The 26560-nt window shown below is 61.6% G+C and carries 24 protein-coding genes; 11 read left to right on the forward strand and 13 right to left on the reverse strand.

The genetic code is table 11. From position 1 onward, the window contains the following. The 3 genes from ACB030_RS19270 to ACB030_RS19280 all read right to left on the reverse strand — a co-directional run. Window positions 1-2757 (reverse strand): retention module-containing protein (locus ACB030_RS19270; RefSeq protein WP_371162029.1); only part of this gene is annotated, 2757 nt, incomplete at its 3' end. 223 nt (window positions 2758-2980) lie between these two features. Next, a complete protein-coding gene (locus tag ACB030_RS19275; RefSeq protein ID WP_371162031.1) occupies window positions 2981-4642 on the reverse strand; it encodes a putative transporter in 1662 nt (553 codons plus the stop codon). Window positions 4643-4759: 117 nt separating this feature from the next. Then, the gene (locus ACB030_RS19280; protein WP_182310221.1) at window positions 4760-5395 is read right to left on the reverse strand and encodes a hemolysin III family protein; all 636 of its coding nucleotides are present in this window, start codon (window positions 5393-5395) and stop codon (window positions 4760-4762) included. A gap of 230 nt (window positions 5396-5625) precedes the next feature. On the opposite strand from ACB030_RS19280, the gene ACB030_RS19285 reads away from it, so the two are divergent. The 3 genes from ACB030_RS19285 to ACB030_RS19295 all read left to right on the forward strand — a co-directional run bounded on the left by ACB030_RS19285 (window position 5626) and on the right by ACB030_RS19295 (window position 8160). After that, window positions 5626-7158 carry an aminotransferase class V-fold PLP-dependent enzyme gene (locus ACB030_RS19285; protein WP_371162033.1) on the forward strand — a complete coding sequence of 511 codons (1533 nt, stop codon included), beginning with the start codon at window positions 5626-5628 and terminating at the stop codon, window positions 7156-7158. Window positions 7159-7287: 129 nt separating this feature from the next. Then, a complete protein-coding gene (locus ACB030_RS19290) occupies window positions 7288-7839 on the forward strand; it encodes a septation protein A (RefSeq protein ID WP_247625609.1) in 552 nt (183 codons plus the stop codon). A gap of 24 nt (window positions 7840-7863) precedes the next feature. Beyond that, window positions 7864-8160, forward strand: coding sequence for a YciI family protein (locus ACB030_RS19295; RefSeq protein ID WP_139439635.1), 297 nt, complete (start codon window positions 7864-7866; stop codon window positions 8158-8160). A gap of 92 nt (window positions 8161-8252) precedes the next feature. Here ACB030_RS19295 and cysQ read toward each other — a convergent pair whose 3' ends face one another. Continuing rightward, complete coding sequence (cysQ, locus tag ACB030_RS19300; protein WP_371162036.1) at window positions 8253-9008, reverse strand: 3'(2'),5'-bisphosphate nucleotidase CysQ; 756 nt, start codon at window positions 9006-9008, stop codon at window positions 8253-8255. Between the two features lie 165 nt (window positions 9009-9173). On the opposite strand from cysQ, the gene ACB030_RS19305 reads away from it, so the two are divergent. From ACB030_RS19305 to ACB030_RS19315, 3 genes are all read left to right on the forward strand, one after another. After that, complete coding sequence (locus ACB030_RS19305; RefSeq protein WP_182310225.1) at window positions 9174-9494, forward strand: ComEA family DNA-binding protein; 321 nt, start codon at window positions 9174-9176, stop codon at window positions 9492-9494. A 94-nt stretch (window positions 9495-9588) separates the two neighbouring features. After that, complete coding sequence (gene galU / locus ACB030_RS19310) at window positions 9589-10500, forward strand: UTP--glucose-1-phosphate uridylyltransferase GalU (protein WP_371162039.1); 912 nt, start codon at window positions 9589-9591, stop codon at window positions 10498-10500. A 213-nt stretch (window positions 10501-10713) separates the two neighbouring features. Then, window positions 10714-12111, forward strand: a complete 1398-nt coding sequence (locus ACB030_RS19315; RefSeq protein WP_371162041.1) for a peptide MFS transporter — start codon at window positions 10714-10716, stop codon at window positions 12109-12111. A 72-nt stretch (window positions 12112-12183) separates the two neighbouring features. On the opposite strand, the gene ACB030_RS19320 is transcribed toward ACB030_RS19315, so the two are convergent. The 4 genes from ACB030_RS19320 to ACB030_RS19335 all read right to left on the reverse strand — a co-directional run bounded on the left by ACB030_RS19320 (window position 12184) and on the right by ACB030_RS19335 (window position 16448). Next, on the reverse strand, window positions 12184-13155 hold the full coding sequence (locus ACB030_RS19320; protein ID WP_371162043.1) for a response regulator: 972 nt from the start codon (window positions 13153-13155) through the stop codon (window positions 12184-12186). 95 nt (window positions 13156-13250) lie between these two features. After that, window positions 13251-13715, reverse strand: coding sequence for a response regulator (locus ACB030_RS19325; RefSeq protein ID WP_371162045.1), 465 nt, complete (start codon window positions 13713-13715; stop codon window positions 13251-13253). Then, complete coding sequence (locus ACB030_RS19330; protein ID WP_371162047.1) at window positions 13693-15036, reverse strand: ATP-binding protein; 1344 nt, start codon at window positions 15034-15036, stop codon at window positions 13693-13695. The genes ACB030_RS19325 and ACB030_RS19330 overlap by 23 nt, the downstream gene beginning before the upstream one ends. Continuing rightward, complete coding sequence (locus ACB030_RS19335; RefSeq protein ID WP_371162049.1) at window positions 15033-16448, reverse strand: DASS family sodium-coupled anion symporter; 1416 nt, start codon at window positions 16446-16448, stop codon at window positions 15033-15035. The genes ACB030_RS19330 and ACB030_RS19335 overlap by 4 nt, the downstream gene beginning before the upstream one ends. Window positions 16449-16659: 211 nt before the next feature. On the opposite strand from ACB030_RS19335, the gene ACB030_RS19340 reads away from it, so the two are divergent. From ACB030_RS19340 to ACB030_RS19350, 3 genes are all read left to right on the forward strand, one after another. Further along, window positions 16660-17334: a DnaT-like ssDNA-binding domain-containing protein gene (locus ACB030_RS19340; protein ID WP_371162051.1), complete on the forward strand. Its 675-nt coding sequence runs from the start codon at window positions 16660-16662 to the stop codon at window positions 17332-17334. Window positions 17335-17400: 66 nt separating this feature from the next. Continuing rightward, on the forward strand, window positions 17401-18255 hold the full coding sequence (locus ACB030_RS19345) for a DnaA ATPase domain-containing protein (protein WP_218410865.1): 855 nt from the start codon (window positions 17401-17403) through the stop codon (window positions 18253-18255). Window positions 18256-18383: 128 nt separating this feature from the next. After that, the gene (locus ACB030_RS19350) at window positions 18384-19019 is read left to right on the forward strand and encodes an SDR family oxidoreductase (protein WP_371162053.1); all 636 of its coding nucleotides are present in this window, start codon (window positions 18384-18386) and stop codon (window positions 19017-19019) included. Between the two features lie 78 nt (window positions 19020-19097). Here ACB030_RS19350 and ACB030_RS19355 read toward each other — a convergent pair whose 3' ends face one another. The 4 genes from ACB030_RS19355 to ACB030_RS19370 form a co-directional block, all read right to left on the reverse strand. Further along, window positions 19098-20297 (reverse strand): ABC transporter permease, encoded by a 1200-nt coding sequence (locus ACB030_RS19355; RefSeq protein WP_371162055.1) that lies wholly within the window; start codon window positions 20295-20297, stop codon window positions 19098-19100. Continuing rightward, entirely contained in the window at window positions 20294-21430 is a 1137-nt protein-coding gene (locus ACB030_RS19360) for an ABC transporter permease (RefSeq protein WP_371162057.1), read from the reverse strand. The genes ACB030_RS19355 and ACB030_RS19360 overlap by 4 nt, the downstream gene beginning before the upstream one ends. Beyond that, window positions 21430-22434 carry an HlyD family secretion protein gene (locus ACB030_RS19365; RefSeq protein ID WP_371162059.1) on the reverse strand — a complete coding sequence of 335 codons (1005 nt, stop codon included), beginning with the start codon at window positions 22432-22434 and terminating at the stop codon, window positions 21430-21432. The genes ACB030_RS19360 and ACB030_RS19365 overlap by 1 nt, the downstream gene beginning before the upstream one ends. A 73-nt stretch (window positions 22435-22507) precedes the next feature. Further along, window positions 22508-23914, reverse strand: coding sequence for a TolC family protein (locus tag ACB030_RS19370; protein ID WP_371162061.1), 1407 nt, complete (start codon window positions 23912-23914; stop codon window positions 22508-22510). Between the two features lie 292 nt (window positions 23915-24206). On the opposite strand from ACB030_RS19370, the gene dusB reads away from it, so the two are divergent. Beyond that, window positions 24207-25172: a tRNA dihydrouridine synthase DusB gene (dusB, locus tag ACB030_RS19375; RefSeq protein WP_371162063.1), complete on the forward strand. Its 966-nt coding sequence runs from the start codon at window positions 24207-24209 to the stop codon at window positions 25170-25172. 25 nt (window positions 25173-25197) lie between these two features. Next, window positions 25198-25494, forward strand: a complete 297-nt coding sequence (gene fis, locus ACB030_RS19380; protein ID WP_005309538.1) for a DNA-binding transcriptional regulator Fis — start codon at window positions 25198-25200, stop codon at window positions 25492-25494. A gap of 87 nt (window positions 25495-25581) precedes the next feature. Here fis and ACB030_RS19385 read toward each other — a convergent pair whose 3' ends face one another. Continuing rightward, window positions 25582-26214 carry a LysE family translocator gene (locus tag ACB030_RS19385; RefSeq protein ID WP_371162065.1) on the reverse strand — a complete coding sequence of 211 codons (633 nt, stop codon included), beginning with the start codon at window positions 26212-26214 and terminating at the stop codon, window positions 25582-25584. Window positions 26215-26560 lie beyond the last annotated feature (346 nt).

Consider the following 26560-nt stretch of genomic DNA (forward strand, 5'->3'; position numbering starts at 1 on the left):
GTCGGTCGCGGTCAGGGTGCCGCTGGTGCTGAGCGTGGTGTCTTCCTTGACCGTGCCGATGTGGGTGCCGGCAATCATCGGCGCGTCTTCGGTGCCGTTGATGGTGATGGTGACGGTGTGCTCGGTGCCGTCCACCGACTTGACCACAAAGGTCTCGACCCTGATATCACCCTCACCCAGGTACTGCACGTCGCCGTTGGCCACGTTATAGGTCCACTCACCCGCTTCGGTGATGGTCAAGCGGCCCAGTGCGCCATCGCTGGCCACACCGTCGCCGGCAATAAACTTGGCCTCGACGGCCCCGTCCACGTCGGTCACGGTCAGCACGCCGCTGTCGGTCAGCACATCCGGGCTGGCATCTTCGGTTACCGCGCCAGTGTCAGCACCGGAGATCTCGGCGCCATCGTTCACGCCGGTGACGGAGCCTGTCACCTCTGCGGTGGTGTTGTGCAGGCCGTCGGTGACCGTGTATTCGAAGGAGATACTGCCGTTGAAATCTGGCGTGGGCGTGAAGACCAACTGGCCATTGGTCAAGGTGACGGAACCATTACTGATCGCTACAGTGCCGCCTTCGGCAATGGCTTGGCCATTGATAGCGGTAATAGTGAGGCTATCGCCATCTACATCAGTGTCGTTGCCAAGCACATTGATGGTGATAGTACCGTCCTCTTCAACGGTGAACTGATCGTCCACCGGCTGAGGCGCAGCATTAACAACACTGTTGTCGCTCCCCTTGGGCGAGGTATTGCCCACTGGATCGGTCAGAGTGGCATCGACCGAGATGGGACCATTGATCGGCAGCTCTGTCGTGGGAATGGTCAGATTGACCTGAGCCTTGTTGATATCGTCGATAGTAAGAATGGAAGTGCTGTCAGGCACTCCATCTCCATTCCAGTCCACATCAAGACGATCACCGACTTTTGCATCGGCCGGCAGACGGATAATGACATCGACCCCTTCCTCCCGCTCGTTGGCGGAGATGATGTTGTCCGCGCCATCCTGGATCTCCACCAGCGGCGCAGAAGGCGCCGTGGTGTCCATGGTGGCGCTGTCACTGCCTTCCGGCGAGATGTTGCCCGCCGCATCGACGATGGTGGCGGTCACGGTCAGTGTCTCGCCTTCATCCGGACGCTCAAACTCGTAGCTCACCTTGCCGGCGAGGATGTCGACATCGGTCAACACCCGGTCTGCCTGGCCACTCACCTTGAGGGTGTCCCCCGCCTTGGCCTCGGCTGGCAGGCCCACTTCCACGCCCACAGTGCCGTCGAGCTCGCCGCTGCTGATGATGCCGTCGTTGTTGCTGTCTTCGGTGATGACCACGGTCGGCGCACCGGTCGCCGTGGTGTCCACCTCATAGCCTTCGGTGTCGGTCACGGTGGTACTGTTACCGGCCGCATCGGTGCTGGTCACGCTCGCCTCTATGGTGCGGTCGCTGTCGGCCGCCAGATCGTCGCCCGCCACCAGGATGGTGAAGCGGCCATTGGCATCCACCTGGCCGGTGAAGGTCTTGTTGTTGACGGTCAGGGTGACGGTGTCGCCCTCATTGAACTCGCCGCTGACGGTGCCGCTCACCGGGATCTGCTGATCCGTTTCGGCGGCACTGATGACGTCGTCCTCGGTGATGTCGGCATCCAGCTCGATGGCGAGCTTCGGCGCAGTGGTATCCACCTCATAGCCTTCGGTGTCGGTCACGGTGGCGCTGTTACCTGCCGCATCGGTGCTGGTCACGCTGGCATCGATGGTCTTGTCGCTGTCGGCCGCCAGGTCGCTGCCCGCCACCAGGATGGTGAAGCGGCCATTGGCATCCACCTGGCCGGTGAAGGTCTTGTTGTTGACGGTCAGGGTGACAGTGTCACCCTCGTTGAACTCACCGCTCACGGTGCCGCTCACCGGGATCTGCTGATCCGTTTCGGCGGCATTGATGATGTCGTCGTCGGTGATGTTGGCATCAAGCGTGATGGCGAGCGCCGGCGCCGTGGTGTCCACGCTGCCATCGTCGCTGGCGGTGCCGGTATTGCCGGCAGGATCGGTCACGCTGGCGGTCACGTCATAGCCGCCATCCGGCAGAGGGGTCACCACATCCACACTGAAGCTGCCATCGGGATTGACCGTGGTTGTCAGGGTCTGCTGATTGCCATTGGCGTCGGTCACCACCAGGGTCACAGTGCTGCCGGGAGCGGCGTCCGTGGTCCCTGTGAGGGTCGGGGTGTTGTCGTTGATGTTGTCCGGCGCGGACACTGTGATGGTGGGTGCAGTGAGATCGAGGAGTTCATCCTCATCGTCCAGTACCTCGGCCAGTGGCGCGGGATTATCCGGATTGGCGGTATCAAAGCCGGCGGTGGAGATGGTCGAATCGCCGGTTCTGTCGATGGTGACGAAGCCGCCGTTGCCACTGGCCCCAGCAACGCCGCCTATGTTGCCCGCAGCCGGTGCCCCGCCCGCAGCCGCCGCTTCAAATGCCTGGGTCGGGTCCGTCCCCGCCAGGATCGCCTGCTGCAGGGCGGCAATGTCGTCAGGCTCATTCGCCTGCGCCAGTTGGGGTTCCTCCGACTCGGGAGTATTGCTCGGGCTCAGGGTAAAGGTGGTCTCTCCTCCCTGGAAAGTGGCCCCCTCAGGCGCGAGCAATACCGCATCCTTGGGCAGCACATCGCCTTCAGAAAGAAGCGTGCGGCTCCCATCATCGGCAACCAGGTAGACTTTGCCTTGCAATTGGGTAACAACGACATCTTGATCCAGTACGATGCTCTTGCTGCTCATAGTTTTTTCCTTAAATATCAATGGGCATAGATTTCCAGTCTCCAATGTGCCTACAAGTCTGACCAGATACTAGTGAGAAAAATCGAACGGACAGACCGAAATGAAGCTTGGATTCGCGCCGAAAACGAAGGGTGTTTAACAAACAATAAAATTAGTTAAATCAACATCATCAAAAATGACAGTACTAAGACAGGGACCTTCTTGGTCCCTATTTTATGTCGACTCAGGCCCCGGCCCAGAGCAGGATGGCCAGCAGCTGGGGAGAGATGATCCGCAGGAACATCACCAGGGGATAGACGGTCGCGTATGACAGGGCGCTGGCGCCACTGGTGGGGTGCATGCCGTTGGCGAAGGCCAGGGCGGGAGGATCCGTCATGGATCCGGCCAGCAGACCACACAGGGTGAGGTAATTGACCTTGCCATAGTGGCGCGCCAGTACCCCGACCACCAGCAGCGGTATCAGGGTGATCGCCACGCCGTACATCATCCAGGCGGGACCATCCCCGTTGATCAGGGTGTCGATGAAGCCGGCCCCTGACTTGAACCCCACCACCGCCAGGAACAGCACTATGCCGATCTCCCGCAGCGCCAGGTTGGCACTCGGCGGCATGAACCAGTAGAGTTTGCCGATGCTGCCGATGCGCGACAGTATGAGGGCCACCACCAGGGGGCCTCCCGCCAGACCTAGCTTGAGCGCCGCCGGGAATCCCGGCAGATAGAAGGGAATGGAGCCGAGCAATACCCCCAATCCAATGCCGATAAAGACCGGCAGCATCTGCACCTGCTGCAGCTTCTGCTGGACGTTGCCGACCACACTGGTCACTGCTTCGATGGCCTCGAGCCGCCCCACCAGGTTCAGAATGTCGCCAAACTGCAGGCTGGTCTGGCTGGTCGGCACCAGCTCGATGCCGGCCCGATTGAGCCGTGAGATGACTACATCGTATTTCTGCTTGATGTCGAGATCCCGGATCCGCTTGCCGAGCACCTGCTCGTTGGTGACCACCACCCGCTCGACCCGCAGCTCGGTGCCCCGGGTGGAGAGCGAGGTCTCCACCTCCTCCCCCAGCACCAGCAGCACCTTGTGCAGGGCATGGCGCTCGCCGACCAGGTGCAGCAGATCACCGAGCTGGATCCGTGAATCCGGATTAGGCACCATCAGCTTATCGTCGCGCTTGAGGCGGGAGCAGATCACGTCGGCCTCGTCCAGGCTAGGGATCTCGCGGAGCATCAGGCCGTGTATGTTGGGGTTGCGCACGGCGATGTTGATGGTTTGCAGGCTCTCCTTGGTCTTGCCCGCCTGTTGCTCGAACGCGGCGGCTTCTTCGTCAATCTTGACGTGAAAGAACATGCGAATGAGCCACATGGTGAGCAGGATGCCGCAGATCCCGAACGGGTAGGCCACCGCATAGCCCATCCCCATCAGCCCGGTCATGCCCGGGTCCGCCCCAAGCTCGGCCAGGATCTGCTGACCCGCCCCCAGCGAAGGTGTGTTGGTCACGGCACCGGAGAAGACCCCGAGGATCACCGGCAGCGGCACGTCGAACAGCTGGTGCAGCGCCGCGGCCACCACGCAGCCGAGCAGCACCAGCAGGGCGGCGAAGCCATTGAGCTTGAGCCCCGAGCTGCGCAGGGAGGAGAAGAAGCCGGGACCGACCTGGATGCCTATGGTGTAGACGAACAGGATAAGACCAAATTCTTGAATGAAATGAAGTGTTTGCTCATCCAGCGTCAGGCCGGAGAGCCCGGCAAAATGACCCACTATGATGCCGCCGAACAGCACACCGCCAATCCCTAAACCCACGCCATAGACTCGCCAGTTTCCTAGCCAAAGTCCCAGCACCGCCACCAGCGACAACATGCTGATGGAAAGCGCGATCTCACTCATTTTTGCATCCTTTCCAAGCTGAACTGACCCTAGCTTGTCAGCAAATGGGGGGGGCAACTGTGGGGTGCCGCACGAATTCGGGCTTTGATGGGTGCAAAAATACCAATTTAGAGCTAGTCAGGCGACATAACCATAGATGGCCATGAAGTGACAGAGGCTTCCCCCCAGCACGAACAGATGCCAGATGGCGTGGTTGTAAGGGATCTGTCTGGCCATGTAGAAGAGGGTGCCCAGGCTGTAGATCAGCCCGCCAAGCCCCAGCAGCAGGAGCCCGGTGCCATCCAGATGGAGGTAGAGCTGATAGACGACTACCAGGGATAGCCAGCCCAGCATCAGATAGGTGAACAGTGACAGGCGCTTGAAGCGGTTGATGAACAAGAGCTTGAACACCACCCCGGCCAGCGCCAGCCCCCAGATCACCACCATCAGCCCCCGCGCCAGCGGGGTATCGAGCGCCACCAGCAGGAAGGGGGTGTAGGTGCCGGCGATCAACAGGTAGATGGCACAGTGATCGAGCAGCTTGCACCAGCGTCTGGCCACCGCCGATCCCATGCTGTGGTAGAGGGTCGAGGCGAGATAGAGCAGCACCAGGCTGGTGCCGTAAAGACCGTAACTCAGCAACACCTGGGGCCCCTGACCCCAGCCCTTGTGCAGCAGCAGGATCAGGCCGATGATCCCCAGCCCCAGACCCAGCCCATGGCTGAGACGATTGGCCCACTCTTCCCGTGGGGAATACCCCGTCACATCACTCATCACCACCTCCAGCCAAGACCCGATCACTCTAGCGCCCGGCGTTTCAGGCTACAACTGTTAGCTCAAAATAAAAGGGGCTGGCCAGGGAGCCTCGGCGTCAGCAGGTGGCTGCTCCCCCCGCCCCTTTGGTGTATGCTCTGCGGCCGACGCCACCCGCGCAGATGGCCGTGTCTGCCCGGCACGGCGAGCGCCCGGTACTTTCTGCCCGACAGGCTGGTCTGGAGAACCTGATGAAGCTGACTGAACTGTTTACACAACCGGATCCTGACTTCGGCCAGGCCATGACGGCCCTGCTGGAGACCTTCCATCACTCGGATGACAGTCAGGCCCCCTACCAGCGCGACAGTTTCGTCCATCAGCTCGATCAGTCGTCCATGCCCGCCACCGGCATCAGCACGACAGAGTACCTCACGCGCCTCGCCGCCCTGGTGCCCGGCGCCTCCCATCTCACCTCGCCCCACTACATGGGGCACATGACGGCCCCCTTGCCGGCCTTCACCGCCGAGCTCTCCCGCCTGCTGGTGATGCTCAACCAGAATCCGATGAAGATGGAATCCTCCCGCCTGCTCAGCTTCCTGGAGCGGGAGGTGCTGGCCAAGCTGCACCGCCTCGTCTATCGGGAGGACGACGGCTTTTACGCGGCGCAGATGCATGCCAAGGATGCAGCCCTCGGCGTCATGACCAGCGGTGGCACCATAGCCAACGTCACCGCCCTCTGGCTGGCCCGCAACCGGGCCTGTGGCGACGATCTGTTTTCCCTCTACGAGCAGGGCTATAGAGGCGCCGTGATCCTGGGGTCCCGGTTGATGCACTACTCCTTCGACAAGGGGATGGATCTGCTGGGGCTGGGGGCTTGCCGCGTCTGGCGCCTCGAGACGGATGCCGACAACCGGCTCTGCCTCTCGGCCCTCGAGCGCGCGCTGGTTCTATGCCGGGAGCAGAAGCTCAAGGTGCTGGCCCTGGTGGGGGTCGCCGGCAGCACGGACTTCGGCTCCATCGATCCCCTGCCCGAACTCGCCGCCATCGCCAGGCGCGAGCAGATCCACTTTCACGTGGATGCCGCCTGGGGTGGCCCTACCCTGTTTTCCCCCCGCTATCAGGGCTTGCTGGATGGCATAGCGCAGGCCGATACCGTGACCCTGGACGGCCACAAGCAGCTGCTGGTGCCGCTCGGTACCGGCATGCTGCTCTGCCGCCAGCCGGATCTGATGATGACGGTGAAGCGGGAGGCCCCCTACGCCATTCGCGCCAGCTCCTTCGATCAGGGCCGCTTCACCCTGGAGGGCACCCGCCCTGCCAATGCGCTCTATCTGGATGCCGCCTTCCAGCTGCTGGGTCAGCAGGGCTATGCCCAGCTTATCGACGCCAATTACGACAGGGCGCGGCGGATGGCAGAGCTCATCGATGCCCACCCCGCCTTCGAGCTGATGTCGGCCCCCGTGATGAACCTGCTCTCCTATCGCTGCATTCCACCCCACCTGCAGGGCAAGGCCCTGGACGAGGCGGCCAACGAGCAGATCAACGCCTTCAACGTGGCGCTGCAGAAGGCGCAGCGCGCCGAGGGGCACAGCTTCGTCTCACGCACCCAGCGGGCGGTGAGCCGCTACGGCGCACAGCCGCTCACCCTGCTGCGCGCCGTCCTGCTCAATCCCCTCATCGAGGAGCGCCATATCCGCGGCTTGCTGGATGACCAGCTGCGGCTCGGCAGCCTGATTGCCAGCCAGCTGTTCGACCAGGCAGAGCAACCAGGATCTGTGGCATAGGGCAGCAAGTGCCATCCTTAGGGTGGCGACCCCGCAGCGGGGAACTGCATACTAAATGAACGGCCTTATTCATTTGCCGTTGCCTAACGGGCAGGTACACTGAGTGAAATTTTGAGGTTAGAGCCCAGCATGAAGCAGTTTATTGAATTCATTCCCCTGATCGTCTTCTTCGCGGTCTACAAGTTTTACGACATCTACACCGCCACCGGCGCCCTGGTGGTGGTCACCGGTCTCCAGCTGCTCTACAGCTGGGTGCGCTATCGCAAGGTCGAGAAGATGCAGCTGTTTACCTTCCTGCTGGTCGGTTTCTTCGGCGGCCTCACCGTTTTCTTCCACGACGATACCTTCATCAAGTGGAAGGTGACCGTCATCAACGCACTCTTTGCCCTGGCCCTGCTCATCAGCCGCTACGGCTTTGGCAAGAATCTCATCAAGCAGATGCTGGCCAAGGAGCTGCAAGCCCCCGACCGCGTCTGGGACAAGGTCAACCTCGGCTGGGTCGGTTTCTTCGCCCTCTGCGGTCTGCTCAACCTCTATGTGGCCTTCAACCTGTCCCAGGAGATGTGGGTCAACTTCAAGGTCTTCGGCCTGCTGGGCATGACGCTGGTGTTCACCCTGCTAAGCGGCGTCTACCTCTATCGCCACATGCCGGCCGAGCAGAAAGCAGAACAGAAAAAATAACCGCAATCAGAAAAGGATCCTCTCATGTGGTATCTCATCTACTCCGAAGATGTCGCTGGCAGCCTGCCCCAGCGCAAGCTGGCTCGCCCTGCCCACCTCGCCCGTCTGCAGGCGCTGCAGGATGAGGGGCGCCTGCTGACGGCCGGCCCCAATCCGGCCATAGATGCCGAGGACCCGGCCGATGCGGGCTTCACCGGCAGCACAGTCATCGCCGAATTCTCCAGCCAGGCCGACGCCAAGGCCTGGGCCGATGCCGACCCTTATGTGGCGGCTGGCGTCTATGCCAGGGTGACCATCAAGCCGTTCAAGAAGGTGTTCTGAACCGGGCCCGGTTCGCATCATGTTGAGCGCGAGAATGCAAAAGGCCGGACACTGTCCGGCCTTTTTACATCTGCACGCCCTGGCAGCGGCAATCAGGCCCGCGCCACAAACCAGGGGTTGAGGATGTCCGGCTTGTTGTAGGCAAGCGCAGTACCATCGAGCTGGGTCACGGACCCACCCGCCCCTTCCAGCACCGCCTGCGCCGCCGCAGTGTCCCACTCGCAGGTGGGGGCGAGGCGCGGATAGAGCTCGGCGCCCCCTTCGGCAATGATGCAGAACTTGAGTGAGCTGCCCATGGAGACCAGTTCTATCTCGCCAAAAGGTGCCAGATAATCCAGGGTCTCCTGCGACAGGTGGTTGCGACTGCCCACCACCCGCCACGCTTCCCCTGCTTCATGGGGGCGGGTCTGGATGGCTTCATGCTTGCCATCGGCAACACGCCAGGCTCCTATCCCCTTGCCGCCATACCAGAGCTTGTCCAGCACAGGGGCATAGACCAGTCCCCAGACCGGCCTGCCATGGTCGATCAGCGCAATGTTCACCGTGAACTCGCCGTTGCGGGAGACAAACTCCTTGGTGCCATCGAGCGGGTCCACCAGCCAGTAGCGGGACCAGCCGAGCCGCGCCTGCATCGTCTGGGCGTCCGACTCTTCCGACAGCACAGGGATATCCGGCGTCAACCGGGCCAGCGCCTGCACTATCACCTCGTGCGCACCCTGATCGGCGGCGGTGAGCGGACTCTCGTCCTGCTTGTACTCCACCGCAAAGGGTTGACGGTAGATGGTCAGGATGGCGTCACCGGCGGCGCGGGCGATGGGCTCCAGTGCGGAAATGGCGGGTAAGAACATAGAAAAGATATCTCGCTCAAATGGTTAGCCAGTGTACCTATTTCGGACCAGTCTGGCTTATAGCCGTTTGCACTGACTTATAAAGTGTAAAAAATGACAGACAAAGAATGGCGCAGCTCGGCTAGTTTCCTATGGCCATACGGCACCATACAAGGAAGTGAAACCATGAACCGAAAGACTCTGATCGCCGCCCTGCTGCTGGGTTGCCTGCCCCTGCTGAGCCAACCTGTGCTCGCCGCCGACAAGCCAGCCGCCAAACCGGCCACGACTGTCACCAGTACCAAGGAGGCCGGCAAGATCAACCTGAACACCGCCAGTGCCGATGAACTAGCGGCGTTGAAGGGCATTGGCGAGAAGAAGGCGCAAGCCATCGTCGACTACCGCGAGAAGCAGGGCAAGTTCACGACTGTGGATCAGCTGGCGGAGGTGAGCGGCATAGGGCCCGCCACCCTGGATGCGAATCGGGACATGATTATCGTCAAGTAACCGGTTTGAATCCCTGTGATCCGAGGGCAGCCTGTGGCTGCCCTATTTTTCTTCGGGTATCATGAGCCCACTTTGTATCTTCGGACTCATTTCCATGAAAAAGACACCTCTCGTTGTTCGCAAGGCCGTGCTCCCGGTAGCCGGTCTGGGTACCCGTATGCTGCCCGCTACCAAGGCCATCCCCAAAGAGATGCTGCCTGTGGTCGACAAGCCGCTGATCCAGTATGTGGTACGCGAAGCGATCGCAGCCGGCATCAAGGAGATCATCCTGGTGACCCACTCCAGCAAGAACTCCATAGAGAACCATTTCGACAAGAGCTTCGAGCTGGAGGCGACCCTGGAGAAGCGGGTCAAGCGCCAATTGCTGGAAGAGGTGCAGCACATCTGCCCGAAAGACGTCACCATCATGCACGTGCGCCAGGGGGAGGCCAAGGGCCTGGGCCATGCGGTGCTGTGCGCCCGCCCGCTGATCGGCGATAACCCCTTCGCCGTGCTGCTGCCTGACGTGCTGATCGACGAGGTGGCCAGCGATCTCAAACAGGACAACCTGGCGGAGATGGTGCATATGTTCGAGGCGGACCAGATCAGCCAGATCATGGTGGAAGCCGTCCCCGAGAGCGAAGTGGACAAATACGGCATCGCCGACATCAAGGGCGAGGCCCTGAGCGCAGGCATGTCGCTGCCGATGCAGGCCATCGTCGAGAAGCCGCCGCGCGACGAGGCGCCCTCCAACCTGGCCGTGGTCGGCCGCTATGTGCTCTCCGCCGACATCTGGCCCTTGCTGGAGAGAACCCCGGCCGGGGCGGGCGACGAGATCCAGCTGACCGACGCCATCGCCATGCTGATGGAGAAGGAGCAGGTCAACGCCTACTTCATGAAGGGCCGCAGCCACGATTGCGGCAGCAAGCTGGGTTACATGAAGGCCAATGTGGAATACGCGGTACGCCACCGCGAGCTGGACGGCGAATTTACCGCTTGGCTCAAGCAGTTCGTCAAACAGTTGTAATCGCTGAAAATTCACACAATACACAGAATAAAAGACTGGGCATCATTCGATGCCCATTTTCATTTTATAAACAAATATTCAACCATTGATAGATAAAATATCGTCAAAAGCTCTCGTTGTAATTCAATCCTGCTTGTTTTATAAGGAATATGGCTTGTTCCTAGCCCTTGCATAAAATTTCTAAAAAAATATAAGACACAGGTGGAAGTTCCAATGAATAACCCGTCCAAAGGGACCTTTTTAGGTCACCCTAAAGGGCTTTTTTTGCTCTTTAGTACCGAACTCTGGGAGAGATTCTCCTACTACGGCATGCGTGCCGTGCTCGTCCTCTATCTGACCGACATGACGGCCAACGGCGGCATGGGCTGGACCCAGGCCGACGCCCTCAAGCTGTACGGCATCTATACCGGTCTGGTCTACATCACCCCGATCATCGGGGGCTGGCTGGCCGATACCTTCCTCGGTCAACGCCGCGCCATCCTGATCGGTGCTATCTTCATGGCCGCGGGTCAATTCACCCTGGCCCTGCCCCACGCCATGTTCCCGGAGATGGTCAACACCGTCTTCTACGCGGGCCTTGGCTTGCTGATCCTGGGTAACGGTCTGTTCAAACCGAACATCTCCACCATGGTGGGCGACCTGTATCAGGAAGGTGACCACCGTCGTGACGGTGCCTTCACCATCTTCTACATGGGCATCAACCTGGGCTCCCTGCTGGCCGGCGTGATCTGTGGCGCCGCCGCCACCGCCTACGGCTGGCAAGCCGCCTTCGTCAGCGCCGGTATCGGCATGCTGCTCTCCCTGGTAGTGCAAGCCACCATGGCCCAGCGCTTCCTCGGTGACATCGGCCGCGTGCCGGCTGCCCAGCGCGCCGCAGAGCAGCGCTCCAAGGAGCAGAAGGCCCCGCTGACCAAGCAGGAAGTGGATCGCATCAAGGTCATCCTGGTGCTGGGTCTGTTCACCATCATCTTCTGGGCCGGTTTCGAGCAGGCCGGTGGTCTGATGAACCTGTACGCTCAGGAATATACCGATCGCATGATCGGCAGCTTCGAAGTGCCGACCGCCTGGTTCCAGTCCCTGAACCCCTTCTTCATCATCACCCTCGCCCCGATCGTGGCCGCCATCTGGATCAAGCTCGGCAGCAAGGAACCGAACTCCCCGGTGAAGTTCGCCATGGGTCTGCTGTTCCTGGCCGTCGGCTTCCTCTTCATGATCGGTGCCGTGCTGGAGCAAGGCGGTGATCAGGCGGTCAAGACCTCCATGTTCTGGCTGGTCGGTGCCTACCTGTTCCACACCCTGGGCGAGCTCTGCCTCTCCCCGATCGGCCTCTCCATGGTCACCAAGCTGGCCCCGCTGCGCCTGGCGTCCCTGATGATGGGTGCCTGGTTCGGCTTCGTCGCCCTGGCCAACTATGCCGCCGGTTTCATCGGCTCCTTCGTCGGTGAAGCGGGTCCGATCGCCATCTTCGGTGGCATCGCCCTGGCCGCCGTGATCAGTGCCCTGATCCTGTTGACCATGGCCAATCGCCTGGTCTACTGGATGCACGGTGCCGAAGGCCCCGCCAAAGAGGCTGACGAGCACGACAAGAAGCTGCAATCCGCCACCGCCTAAGCGGTCCGGACTGCACAACGCAAACAGGGCGCCCAATGGGCGCCCTGTTTGTTTCGGCCTCAGGCCACGGACTCAGTGATGGCGAACCTGCATCTTCAGGGTACTGCCGTTGTCGCTGCGAAACTGCAGCTCGAAGGGTTCGTGCCAGCTGCGCCTGTGCAACCCATAGCGGCTGCTGCGCATCAGCCCGAGCGGCAATCCTCCCGAGCGCATCAGCCAGTGGGGTGAGGTGAGGCCCGCATTGGCAAATACCAATCCGTCTTCCTGATCGAACAGCAATGCCGCCATGGCAAAGGAGTGGCACAGACCCGACTCCAGCAGTTGCAGATTGAGGTAGTCGAGCAACCTGTGCGGCTGGGCCAGCAACTGGTTCTCCTGCTGCTGGTATTGGCGATAGGGCCCGTTCATCAAGGAGCGCACCAGGGCGCCGCAGAAGGCGGCATCCACTCCGAGAATGGGCAACTCCATCACCAGCACCAGCAGCTTGTCATCCAGCTTGAAGGTATCGGGAATGAACAGATTGCCCATGCCGGCGAACGTCACCTGCCAGGGCCCCCACTCTTGCATGCCCGGCGGTGCCAGCCAGGCCAGCAGGCGGCTGGACGCCAGATCGTGGGCCCGGAAGAAGTCGATGTGCTCCATCAGCTCCAGTTGCTGGCTCTGGTGGGCGTTGCTCGTCAGGCACTGATCTATGCTGCGCCGGATCTGGCCATAGTCATCCACCGGCTTGATGAAGAAGTCGCTGGCCCCCGCCCGCAGCGCCCGCTCGATGGCGGCCATCTGATCCTGACCCGAGATGACGATGACGGGCACCTCGGGGTAGCGGGCGGTGAGGCAGGCGATCACCTCATGCCCATCCATGTTGGGCATGTTCAGGTCGCATAACACGATATCGGGGTGATAGAGTGCGGCCGCAGAGAGCCCTTCGATTCCATCTTCGGCCTGAAAGACACAGGCTCCATCATGCTCGAGATATGTGACCAGCGAGTGGCGAAAAACCGCTTCATCCTCCACCACCAAGATCCGTAGTCCGGCTTTTGACATCTTGGCAAAGCTCTTATTAGTCAAATGGTTATTTGAGCACTAAGCCTAGATCAAATCGACAGAGACGTGTGCACCAAGGCGTCAATTTATGACAATCATTCCCATTTCTTATAGAGCGTCTCCGCATCCAGTTGTTTGATAAACGATTGGTAATCAATGCCGGCTGCCAGCACGAATTCGGTCAGCAGGCAGCGGCACACCCGCAACAGCTCGGCACCCTGCCAGGGTTTCTCAAGGTAGTGATCGATGCGGGCCAGATTGACAGCCGCTATGGTGTCCCTGTGGGTGGCCTGCCCGGTCAGCAGGATCTTGCGAGTATGAGGAAAGCGCCCGTCCAGCCCGATCCGGGTCAGCAGCTCCACGCCGCTCAGGCCCGGCATCACATGATCCGACACCACCAGTGCAATCTGCTCCCCGGCGGCATCCAGCTCCTCCATCAGGGCCAGGCACTCCTGTGCCGACTCGCACTCTTCCACCCTGAGCCAGCTGGCCAGCGGCGCCAGATCGCGGCTGATGGCGTTGAGCACCTCCCGCTGATCATCCACACATATCAGATTCATCTTGTCCATGTTCCCTCGGTAATCTCACCTTGAATGCCGTCAGGCCAGGTTCGCTGACAAGCGAAATCTCGCCGCCATAGCTGGTTACTACCCGTTCGGCAATGGCCAGCCCCAGCCCCAATCCGAACGAAAGCCCGCCCCGCTTGGTGGTGACGTTGGGCTTGAAGATGCGTGGTTGCAACTCGGGCGGTATCACGGGGCCATTGTTGGCCAGAGTCACCTCGATCCACTCGTCATGGATCCGGCAGTGCAGCCAAATCTTCGGATCTGTGGTCGCCTGCAGGGCATCCAGCGCGTTTTTCAGAATATTGGCCCATACCTGCACCAGCTCGGCCTCGTTGGCACAGAGTCGGGGATCCCCCTCCAGCACAGGTTCGACCTGAACCTGGCGCAGTGAGCTCTGCAGCAGCGCCAGCGCCTGCTCAAGGGTATCGCGCACCTTCACGCCATGGCGACGCTCACCATCGGCGCCCCCCAACTGCTTGACTGAACGCACGATCGCCGCCGCATGGTTCACCGCCAGCCGCATGTCGTGGCAATCACGGCCAAGCTGCCAGTAGTTGGCCACCCCCAGCAGGTCCCGCACCCGTGCCCGGGTGGGCGGTTCGCCATTGAGTATCCGCGCCAGGAGTTTGGCCTGCTCCGGGGCCAACCTGAACTGCTCCTCCAGCCGCCTGGCATCCCGCCTCACTTCGGCGCTGGAGCTCAGTTGTCCCGCCTCCAGCCCCTGGCGAAACAGGCGAAACTCTCTGGGATAATATTGCCTCAGCATATCGCCGAGAAAATCGATCAGACCGCTGCCATTGCGTGTCACCACCCCGATGGCGTTGTTGAGCTCGTGGGCCAAGCCTGCCGCCAGCTGGCCAAGCAGACTCAGTTTTTCCGCCTCCATCAATCGCAGCTGGGTGCGAGTCCGCTCCAGATAGGCATGATTGACCTTGCGCTGGCGCTGGGCCAGCTCGGCCATGATGACAGGCATGAACTGATCGGCCAGTGAACCGAACCGCTCGGGCTCGACCGGCTGGGTATTGCGATCGAGCCAGGCCAGCTCGGACGGCTCCAGCGCCACCAGCCTGCAATAACTGGCCCCCCGGGAAAAATAGCTATGCACCCCGAGATAGTTGCCCGCCTCCACTGTCATGATCGGCACTCGCTGGCGCTCGCTGCCGGCCATGATGGTGCCTTCTACCCGCCCGCTGCGCAGCAAATAGAGCCGATCGTTATGCTCTCCCTGCTCCAGCAACTGATCCCCCGCCGCCAGGGTACGTTGGCGCAGTGGGTCGCTGAAGTAGCGCAAATGAAGCGGATGGGGCTCGCTCATTGCACAAATCCTATGGCATTGAGCAGCGCAATCATGGCAAGGCAGAGCAAGAAACCAATGCCCCCGCAACTCACCCCCACCAGCGCCATATGGCGAGTATCCACATTGCCGCTGGCGTGGGCCAGCGCATTGGGTGGCGTGCTGATGGGGAGCGCCATCCCGAGGCTGGCGGCGAAGGTCACGCTCAGGATCAGGCCCATGCTGCCACCGACCGAGCCGAGATCCAGCGAGGTGCCGAGGGCGGCCACCATGGGTAGCAACAGGTTGGCACAGGCCGTATTGCTCATAAAGTTGGCCATCAGCAGACAGATCCCCGTCGCCCCCACCATAATCAGCATGGGTGGCCACTGACTGAATGGAATGGCCTGCACCAGACTGGCCGCCAACCCCGACTTCTCCAGCCCCATCCCCAGCGCTATACCGCCGGAGACCAGCCAGAGCACGTCCCAGGAGACCTTTTTCAAGTCGTCCTTGGTGAGCACCTGGCCTATCAGGAAGATGGCCACCGGCACCAGACCGACCGTATAGGAGTTGATGCCGTGCCAGTCGCCAGTCAGCCAGAGGCCAATGGTCAGGATGAAGGTGGCATAGACCAGCAGCGCCTTGGGCGTCTTGAGAAAATGGCCCTTGATCTCGAGATCGATGCGGCCCTGCTCACAGGGAAACAATCTGATCAGCAGCAACCAGCCAAATCCCAGCATCAGCAGCACGAAAGGCACGCCAAAGCTCATCCAGGCGGCGAAACTGATGGCATCGTCCCCCACCAGATACTTGAGGGCCACCGCATTGGGCGGTGTGCCTATGGGAGTGCCAATCCCCCCCAGGTTGGCCGCCACCGGGATGGCAAGGGTGAAGGCGATACGACCGGGATCCCGCGGCCCCAGCAAGGCCAGCACAGGGGTCAGAATGGAGAGCATCATGGCAGTGGTGGCGGTATTGCTCATAAACATGGAGAAGATGGCGGTGATCCCCATCAGCCCCAGCAGCACCCTATTGGGATTCTGGCCGAACGGCCTGAGCATGACCCGCGCCAGATTCATATCCAACCGATACTTGGTCGCCGCAATCGCCAGAAAAAAGCCCCCGAGAAACAACATGATAATGGGCGAGGCGAAGGTACTCATGATCTCCTTGTGGCTGAGCAGGGTCCCAAACTCCGCGGAAGGGGAGGCAGGCAGCCACCACTTGATCCCGCTGTCCGACACCAGCAGCAACTCCAGCACAATGATCAGTACCGAAGTCGCAAAGATGGGGATCGGCTCCAGCACCCAGCAGAGGCTAGCCATCACAAAGATGGCGAGGATCCGCTGCTCTATCACAGTGAAGCCAGCCAGGCCGAAGCTGGCGGTAGGCAACATCAGGATCAGCAGGGGTACAAAGAGGGGTAATAAGTACTTAGCACTCAGAGGCATAGTCAGAGTCCATTCGCAGCGAAGCGGCAGTCTGTAGGGGGAAAGATTGCCCCAACGGGGCGGCAAAGTCCGTGAAGGGGATCATGGTTGATGGTCATGACTACCCACCAAGTGGTACATTCGGGCAAGCCTTCCCCTCTTGCCAGCCGCGAATTGTATGAGACCCCGCCATAGGGGATAATGCCCCCCACTCCAGATCGTGAAGCAGACCATGACGCCAGCCGAATACAGCGCCCTCGCCCATCCCAGACTCTCCCATCCGGCACGCAGCCTCTATACCCTGCAGCTGCGACGGCTGGTGCTGGAAAATCGGCTGCCCAGGCTCAACTATCCCGAGCTCGGGCGCGCCTTGGCGGTGGTCGATCCGGGCAATCCCAGCGGGTTCTGCTATCAGGTCAATGCTCGCCAGCTCACCGAGCTGCTCGATGAGCTGATGGAGGCCGAATTGTTGCAGGTCGAGGCACAGGCGGACAGTGAGCACTACCATCAGTGTCCCTTCCAGCTGCCCTTGCTGAGTCAGCGAGTGCGCAGCCCGCTGCCGGAGCGCCCCTTCCAGATGCATCTGCGGTGGCGGCCGGATGAAGAGCTGCCCGCCCTCGCCCGCCTGTGCGGGGTGATCGATGCCAGCTACAGCGAAGAGGATCTGGGGGAGTTCATCGCCTACTGGCTGGGCCGCCCCGAGGTGTTCGACTCCCAGCATCAGTGGATGCTCAAATTCATCCGGACCCTCAAGAGCCGGCGATACACAAGGCGCCAGCCGACCGAGGTGGTCGGTTATCAGCAGATCACCCCAGCCCCCGTCGATTCGGGGCCGAGCAAGCGGGCGCAGGAGATGATCGAGGCCGCCAAGCGGCTGGCCCAGACCCAGGAGCCGGACAATGATTGATCCCGGATGCCCGCAGCAGGCACTATTAACCCCTTGTCACACCAGCCCCAGCAGAAGGAGTATCCCATGACAGATCCGCACGACCCGCTGCGCCAGGAGCTGGAGGAGATCGAGGCCAAGCGCCGGCGGATCGCCAAGGCCAAACAGGACCATCGCGTGCACGATCCCGAGCTGAGCCAGCACGTGGGCGGCCTGCTTGAGCGCATTCGTCGCCTGCAGGCCCAGACCGGCGGTGGCCAGTACGACTACGAGACCCTGCGCAAGGAGTACGACGCCAAGGCCAATGCCGAGGTGCGCGAACTGCAAAAAGCGGCGCGCCAGGAGCGGATCCAGAAGCTGATCGCCCAGGCCGACCTCAACCCGGACTGGATCTTCGAGAAGATGGATGCCACCGACCCCGCGCTGCAATACCCCATGGAGACGGCCCGCTACTTCATCAGCGGCTTCGAGCATTGGGAGAAGAGTGGCGGCGGCTGCATGCTCATCTACGGCGACTACGGCACCGGCAAGTCCACCCTGGCGGGCGCCGTGGCCCATGAGCTTATCGAGCGCCATCAGAAATCGGTGATCTTCCAGCAGTGGGCCTCCATCGTGGACCGGCTCTTCTTCAACGTCATCCAGGATCAGGAGGAGCGCAACCAGTACCGCCGCGCCCTGGAAGAGGTGGACCTGCTGATCATCGACGAGGTGGCGGCCAACCGCGCCAAGATGGCGGAGAGCCAGTCCAGCTTCCTCGGCCACCTGTTGCGCCGCCGTCGCAACCTCTCGAAGAGCGTCATCATCATCACCAACCACAGTCCCCAGAGCCTGCATCAGGCCATCGGCGACTTCAGCTTCGAGGCGATCAAGGCGTTTAACCCGGTGGATATCCACCTGAGCGGCCCCAGTCGTCGCCCCAGCATAGGCCACTACAACGGCTGATCCTGTGCGAGCCCGTGCCACTGGCCCGGGCTCGCCGCATTTCCCCTGCCCATCAAATAAAAACAACTCTCATTTACAGCACCGTGCCAACCCTTTAGGCTGACCCTTTCGCCACAGGGAGCAGCACAATGCCAACCACACTCATCTTCGGAGCCAGCCGCGGGCTGGGCCGCGCCTTCACCGATCACGCCCTGCGCCAGGGCCACAGGGTCCTGGCCCTGGTTCGCCAACCCGAGATGGCCGCCGAGCTGCGCACCCTGGGGGTCGAGGCCATCGAAGGGGATGCGCTGGACTCGGCCGCCGTGCAGCAGGCCTGCGCGCAAGCGGGCCCGGGTGCCCGGGTCGTCTCCACCCTCGGCAGCTTCCGTCAGCCGCAACCTGTGGATTATCAGGGCAACCGCCACGTCATCGACGCCATGGAGCAGACCGGGCTCACCCGCCTGCTGCTGGTGACCTCCCTCGGCTGCGGCGACAGCTGGCAATACCTGCCAGAGCGGGCGCGGGTAGCGTTTGGTCATGAGGTGCGTTTGAAGAGTCTGGCGGAGAGCTGGTTGCAGACCAGCGCGCTCGACTGGACCATCCTTAGGCCGGCCGGCTTGCAGGATGGCGAAGCCACCGGTCGCGCCGAGCTGAGCCAGGGCAAGGAGGTGCACGGCCTGGTGCGCCGCGCCGATGTGGCCATTCATGGCCTGCGCCTGCTGACCGATGAGGCTGCGCTGGGGCAGATCTACGCCATCGGCGATCCCGCGCTCCATCGCGCCTGACCCATCCACAACCCAATCCAGCGCCTAAAAAAACGGTCAGCCCAAGGGCTGACCGTTTCACACTCTGTAGCCGCCGCGTTATCTCGCCTGGTTGGCGGCCGTGTCACTGGCCACCTGGCTGGCAACCGGCAACGACTGCTGACGCCAGCGCAGCAGCAGGCAGGCGAGGCCGCCATGAAGCAGTGCCAGGCCCCAGAGCTGCCACCAGTAGCCCGACACCTGGTTGAACTCGGCCCCCATCTGGTTCAGGCGCAGGAATCCCTCTATGGCCGGCGTGCTCGGCACCCACTGGGCCAGCCAGTTCAGCGGCGCCGGAATGAGCTCCAGCGGCCAGATGAAGCCCGCCAGAAAAACCAGCGGCAACGAGGAGATGAGCACCACCTGGGTCGGCAGGTCGCGACGGGTAAACAGGGCCCCCAGCACCACCCCAAGCCAGGTGGTGGCAAGCAGGAAGGGCAGGATGAACAGCCACAAGGCGGCTGGCTCGGCGGTGCGGGCTATGCCGTAGTAGTCGAAGCAGAAGCCGAAGAAGTAGGTCACCGGCAGCACGAACAGCCCCCCCACCACCAGGGTGCGCGCCAGCAGCAGCGCCAGCACGGGCACCTGCTGCCAATAGCCGTGCTCCCCTCGCCCGCTTCGCTGGTTCTGGGTCGCCCCCAGAATGCCGGAGCCCATCAGCAGCACCTGGTGCAGGATCAGCACGAACACGGCGGGCACCACGTAGTTCACATAGCCCATGGTGGGGTTGAATACCGGCACCACATTGAGCCCGACTGCGTTCCAGCCCATGGCCGCCTGGGGCAGCGCCTCGCCGTGGCTCAGCAGCCGGGCCACCTTGACCTGAGCGGCCAGGGTGCCACCGGCCTGGGCCAGCCCCTCGGCTATGGTGCCGTAGACCAGGAAGTAAGAGGCATCCCCGGCGTAACCCAGGGTAACGCTCTTGCCCAGCATCAGGTCCCGGTAGAAGTGACGGGGAATGTGCAGTATGCCGCTCGCCTTGCCGGTCAGCAGCCACTGACGGGCCTCTTCCAGGCTGTCGACCCGAGCCACCAGTTTCACCTGCGCCGTGGCATCGGCCATGAACTCCAGCTGACGGGAGAGCTGGCTGCCGTCATCGTTGACCACCACTACCGCCTCCTCGCGAGGCAGCTGATGCAGATAGGGCTGCGGATAGAGGAAGGAGTAGAAGAGGACGCCGCCAAACAGGGTCAGCATGATGGCCCTGTCTGCCAGCAGGGTGCGCAACTCGAGACGCACCAGATCCCAGAATCCCATCATGACTTGGACGCCTCCTGGCTTCGGGCTGCAGTTGCCTGGGGTTGATAACGGCGCACCACCAGCAGCAGCGGCAGCAGGAACAGCAGCAGGGCGCCGAACTGGGGCAGGGCCGCCGTCAGCGGCTGGCCGTAGTTGGTCTGGCCTATCTGCAGCTCGACATAGTGGGAGATGGGCAAGAGGCTGCGCCAGAACTGGGCGACGTCCCCCATGGCGCTGACCGGGAAGGTGACCCCCATGAAGGCGAAGCCCGGCGCCGTGTAGGCACCGGCCAGCGACAGGGCGCGGGCCGGATCCCGGATGACACCGTAGAAGAAGGCCCCCATGCTGACGCAGGCGGCCGAGGCAAGCCCCAGTCCAAGCGTCAACACCAGCCAGCTCCCCTGCATGGGATAACCCAGCCCCTTGAACAGCAGCAGGCTCCACGCCAGCCCCCATCCCCACCCGATGAGAACATGGGGCAGCAGGGTTCGCCAGAGGCCAAACCAGACCCCTCTGGTGGTCCAATCCAGTCCCAGTCGATCGGTGCGAGCCAGGGCGTTGAGGCCATAGAGCACCACCAGGATCTGCCACACCGCGGGCAGCAGGGCGCTCAGCAGAAACTGGGCGTAGCTGGAGTTGATGTTGTAGAGCGCCGTCACCTGGCTCGCTATGGGCACCGACTGCCCAAAGGCCCCGGGAAGCGCCTTGCCATCGGCCATGGCTGCGAGCACGCCCACCTGGCCGTTGAGGGTACCCACCACCTGGGCCAGGGCCGAGTTGACCAGCTTGGCGATCAGGATGAACTGGCCGTTGTTGAACACCGTCACCTGCGGCTGGGTCCCCTCCCGGGCATCCCGCTCCAGGTGGTGGGGGATCACCACCAGGGCATAGATGTCACCCCCACGCAGCGCCCTGGCGCCCTCGTCTATGGCGTCAAACTGCTGCGCTATCTTGAGCCCGGCGGAGGCATCCAGCGAATAGGCGAGCTGTCGGGAGAGCGTGCTCCTGTCCAGATCCACCAGACCCACCTTGAGGTCGCGCGCCAGCCCCGCCGAGAAGATCCAGCACAAGAGCCCGATCAGCAGCAGCGGGATCCAGCTGATCAGGGCCCGGCTGAAGGGGTCTTGCCACAGCAGCCGCCATTCGCGTCCCATCAGAGTTCGACCAGCACGCTCATGCCAACCCGCAACCCTTCAACCGGTTGCAAGGGGCGCGCCTCCACCAGGAAGCTCTTCATGTCAAACCCCTGACGGGTGTCGGTGGCTCGCCAGGTGGCGAAGTCCCCCATCGCGGCCACATGGGTCACCTTGAAGCGCACCGTCTGATCGCCAAGGCCCGGGATGCGGGCATCAAACTCGGTGCCGACCGGGAAGCGGGGCAGCAGATCCTCGCGCACATGGAACTGGGCCCAGGCATCGCTCATATCGAGCAGGGTCACCACAGGGAAGCCTTGGGGCGCCAGCTCGCCGCTGCGCAGCAGCACCTGGGCGACCTCCCCCTCGTGCGGGCTGGCGATGCGAGTGTCCGCCAGATAGGCCTCCACCTCGGCCACCCCGCCTGCCGCCATCTTGGCCTGCTCCCGCGCCGCGATCTTGGTCTCCTCCCGCGCCCCTTCCAGGGTCATCTGATATTGCTGCCAGGCCATGCCTTCGCTGTACTTGGCCGCCTGCCAGGCCGTCCAGGCCTCGTCACGCTTTTGCAGCGGCATGACACCGTCCCGATGCAGACTGGCGATACGCTCATAGGTCTTGCCACGAAGCAGGGCAGCCGCCTTGGCTTGCTGCCACTGATCCTTGGCCGCGGCGATCTGCTGGGCCCGCGCCCCCTTCTCGGCCTCCTGCGCCATGGCGCCAGCGGCCGCCTGACCCGCCTTGGCCTGGCTCAGCTTGGCCTCGATCTCGGGGCTCGCCAGGGTGAACGCCAGCTGACCCTTGGCCAGTTGATCACCCTTCTTCACCAGCACCTCGTCAATGCGCCCCGCGACCTTGGAGGAGACCGAATACTGCTGCGCCTCTATCTGGCCCTGCAAGCGAACCGGCTCCGGCTGATAGGCAAGCCAGAAGCGCCAGCCCAGCCAGATGACCAGCAGCACCAGGGCAAGTGGTAGCAACCAAGGCTTGCCCTGGCTCATCTTCTTCTTGATGGGGGGATGACTCATGAATTCACCTCGGCAAAAGGGCGACCCTTGGCGGTCGAAACGGTGATGGAAAGATGGGCCTGCTGGGTCGAAGTCATGAATTCACCTCTATCGCCTGACCATGCTGATATTGATTGAAACTGTTCATCTGCCCCGAGAGCGCCAGCAGGCGGGCCAGGGAGACCACGTATTGATAGGCTGCCGCGGCGCGCTGGGTCTTGACCCCGGCCAGCTGGCTCTGGGCATCCACCACATCCAGGGAGGTGGAGAGCCCCTGGCCGAACGCCTTGTCCCGCAGCCGCACGTTCTCCTCGGCCAGGGCCTGGGTCGAGGAGAGGGCATGATACTCCTCCAGCCCCTGCGCCGCCTCGCGCCAGGTCTTCTCGACCAGCAATTCCAGATCCTGGCGGGTCTTGGCCTGCAGCAGATTGACCTGCAGCTCGGCACTCTTGGCCGCCTGCACCGTCTCGGAGCGGCCGTCGCGGCTCACCAGCGGCATGCTGACCCCGACCCCGACCAGCCAGTCCGGGGTGGTCTTGGACGCGATGGAGTCATCTTCATAGAGGTTGTAGTTGCCAAACAGGAACAGCTCGGGGGCATATTTTCCCTTCTCCAGCTTGATCATGCCCTGGGCCTGCTCCTTCTTGGCCGCCAGCAACTTGAGGCCGGGGTGTACAGACAGGGTCTCCTCCACGAAGGGGGTGAGCTGTGGCATCCCCTCGTTGATGAAGAGCCGGGTATTGGGCTCCGCCTGCTTGAGCTTGAGCATGTGGCCGAGCGCCAGCTGGGCTATCTCCAGGCTGCGCCGCGCCTTCTGGGTATCGATGCGTGCCCTGTCATAGGCCGACTGGGCGGAGAGTCGCTCGACCCGAGCTATCTGACCCTGGGCTTCGAGCTTCTTGGCATGATCCAGGTGGTGGGCCAGCCCCTGCTCGATCTCCTGCTTGGTCTGCACCACCTGGGCCGCCAGCACCACGCCGAAGTAAGTCTGGGAGAGGCTCTCGAAGGTGGACTGCTGCTTGAGTACCAGCAACTGCTGCGCCTCGCTCACCTGCGCCTGACGGATGTCCTGGGCCGCATCGATACGCCCGCCGGTGAACAGCGGCCACAGCATCTTGACCGAACTGGTCACCACGTTCTGCTTGGTGAGGGGAGTGACGAAGTCGCTGGGGCTGAGGTTGAGCGCCTGCATGACAGGGGCCAGCACCTTGCCAAACTCCGGGTGATTGGCGATGGGGTTGAGATCCAGCATGTCCAGTTCCATCGGCTGATCGAGGTGGGTATAGCTGGCTCCCAGATCCACCTTGGGCAGGTACATGGCCTTGGCCGCCTCGCGCAGCTGCTCTGCCCGCGCCACCCCGGCCTGCTCCGCCGCCAGCCCGTCATCCTGCTGGATGACCCTGCTCCAGGCCTCGGTGAAGCTGACGGTCTGCGCCTGGGCCGAGCCCAGCATGGCTCCCAGCAGGCCCGGGCAGAGCAATTTGATGAACCTTGACGTCATACATCCCCAATTTATGTTTGTAATAAAATTGTGTGGAGCCTTTGCTCGATTCAGGCTCGCTATCATAGCGTAAACAGGCGCCGGAAAGAGACTGTCAAATCACTGAGTCCCTCACTCATTTGACCCTGACGATGGTCCCAGACAATATGTCTGATTTTCAAGCACTCCTGAATTTGCAAGCCTTGGCGCGACGTTTTTTTCAGAAAAAAATGGCTGACGCTCAAATACTAACCTTTTCTCCTGACTAAAAAATGCGTAATATACGCCGCCCTAAGCCGATGGTAACCGTGGAATGCAGATAGGTCCCCACACGCTTGAAACTCCCTTGATCGTGGCCCCCATGGCCGGTGTAACAGACCGACCATTTCGTGAACTTTGTTTACGTTTGGGAGCCGGCATGGCCGTTTCCGAGATGCTGCTGGCCAACCCGGATGTCTGGGATACCCAGAAAACCAGGATGAGAATGGGCCACTCTGCCGAAACCGGACTGCGATCGGTCCAGATTGCCGGATCCGACCCAGAGATGATGGCGTTTGCTGCCCGCTACAACGTGGAGCAGGGCGCTCAGATCGTCGACATCAACATGGGATGTCCGGCAAAAAAAGTGAATAAAAAGTTGGCAGGCTCCGCCCTGTTGCGCCAACCCGATCTGGTCAGAACCATCTGCCAGGCCGTGGTAAATGCAGTAGAGGTCCCTGTCACCTTGAAGATCCGCACAGGATGGGATCCGGATAACCGCAATGGCGAGGAGATCGCCCGAATCGCCGAAGATTGCGGTATCGCGGCCCTTGCCGTGCATGGTCGTACCCGTGCCTGCCTCTACCGGGGCGAAGCGGAGTACGACACTATCAGGGCGATTAAGCAGGCCGTATCGATTCCTGTTGTCGCCAATGGCGACATAGACAGCCCGGAGAAGGCCCGGTATGTCCTCGACTATACCGGCGTCGACGCCGTGATGATCGGCCGTGCTGCGCAAGGACGACCCTGGATTTTCCGGGAAATCCGTCATTTTCTTGAGACGGGCACCAAGCTGCCGCCTCCCGACAGGGAAGAGGTTCGCACCCTGATGAACGAGCATGTTACCAACCTGCACCAGTTTTACGGTGCATATCTGGGAGCGCGCATTGCCCGTAAACACGTGGGCTGGTATCTGGATGAAGAAGAGACGGGCCGAGAATTCCGTAAGCACTTCAATGCCCTGGATTGTGCAGACGCACAGTTGAACGCGCTTGAAATGTATTTCGATGGATTAGGTTAACGCATAACTAAAGAGCCGACCGAATATGTTCGAACAAACCCTGACTTCTGATGCATTGGTAACAACTACTCACAATCACGCTGCCGAGCCGACCCAGCGCCCCCTGCGTGACTCTGTGCAACAGGCCCTGCGTAACTACCTGGCCCAGTTGAACGGTCAGGAAGTGATTGATCTGTACGATATGGTTCTCTCCGAAGTCGAAGCCCCCATGCTGGACGTGATCATGCAGTACACCCGTGGTAACCAGACTCGCGCCGCCGTGATGATGGGCATCAACCGCGGCACCCTGCGCAAGAAACTCAAGCGCTACGGCATGAACTGATTTCAGTCATCCTGCTGCAGTGCAGATAAAGGCGTATCCCAGCGATGGGATACGCCTTTTTCTATGGCCGGTTTTCCTGGCAGCGCCTTACTCCGCGGCCAGCTTGATGCCGAGCCCCACGAACAGCCCCCCCATCAGGCGATTGAGCCAGCATCCCAGCCGGGCAGGCAGGCGCACCTTGCGACTCGCATAGGCGGTCGAGAAGGCCAGCAGGTGGCACCAGATCATCCCGTTGAGGTTGAAGATGCAGCCCAGCACGATAAACGCCAGCGCCTTCTGCGGCGCATCGGGGGCGATGAACTGAGGCACAAAGGCGAGGAAGAACAGGGCTACCTTGGGGTTGAGCACATTGGTGAGCAACCCTTGCCGAAAGATCCGCCCATAGGAGAGCGCTGGCAGCGATACTGCGGGTTCGCTCGCGACAGGTGAGCTTGCGTCTTGCCTGAGCAGGGAAATCCCCAGATAGACCAGATAGAGCGCCCCCATCAGCTTGATGACGGCGAACAGCTCGGCAGAGGCACTCAGCAGAGCCGACAGTCCCAGCGCCGCAGCCAGCACGTGCACCATGGTGCCCGTTCCTATGCCCAGTGCGGCCACCGAGCCCGCTCGCCAGCCTTGCGAGCCACTGCGCAGCATGATGAGCAGGGAGTCCGGCCCCGGCATCATGTTCAGCAGCAGCCCGGATACGATAAACAACGCCAGATCGTGGATCCCCAACATACACAGCTCCCTTGCCGATGAAACTCACAGTCTATGGATCCAGCCCGCCTTGTCACTCCCCCGTTACGGCAATAGTGAACATAGGCAGGAGGCATAGCCAGTGGCTGTCAGGGTTGGCGAAGAGAGTAGAAGAGTCGAAAGGTAAGCAAGTGGGTAAACAACCGGACATTTATCTGGGGCAGATGACCCTGACATCCTCTGGACCATCAGTAAATCGGTGCTGAAGCACAGAATGTCAGGCAATAAAAAACCCCGCTCAGTGAGCGGGGTTTCTTGTATTGGGTGCCTGGCAGTGTCCTACTCTCGCATGGCGAATGCCACACTACCATCGGCGCTACCGCGTTTC

This window comes from Aeromonas sp. S16(2024) (genome assembly GCF_041403065.1).
Lineage (GTDB): Bacteria > Pseudomonadota > Gammaproteobacteria > Enterobacterales > Aeromonadaceae > Aeromonas.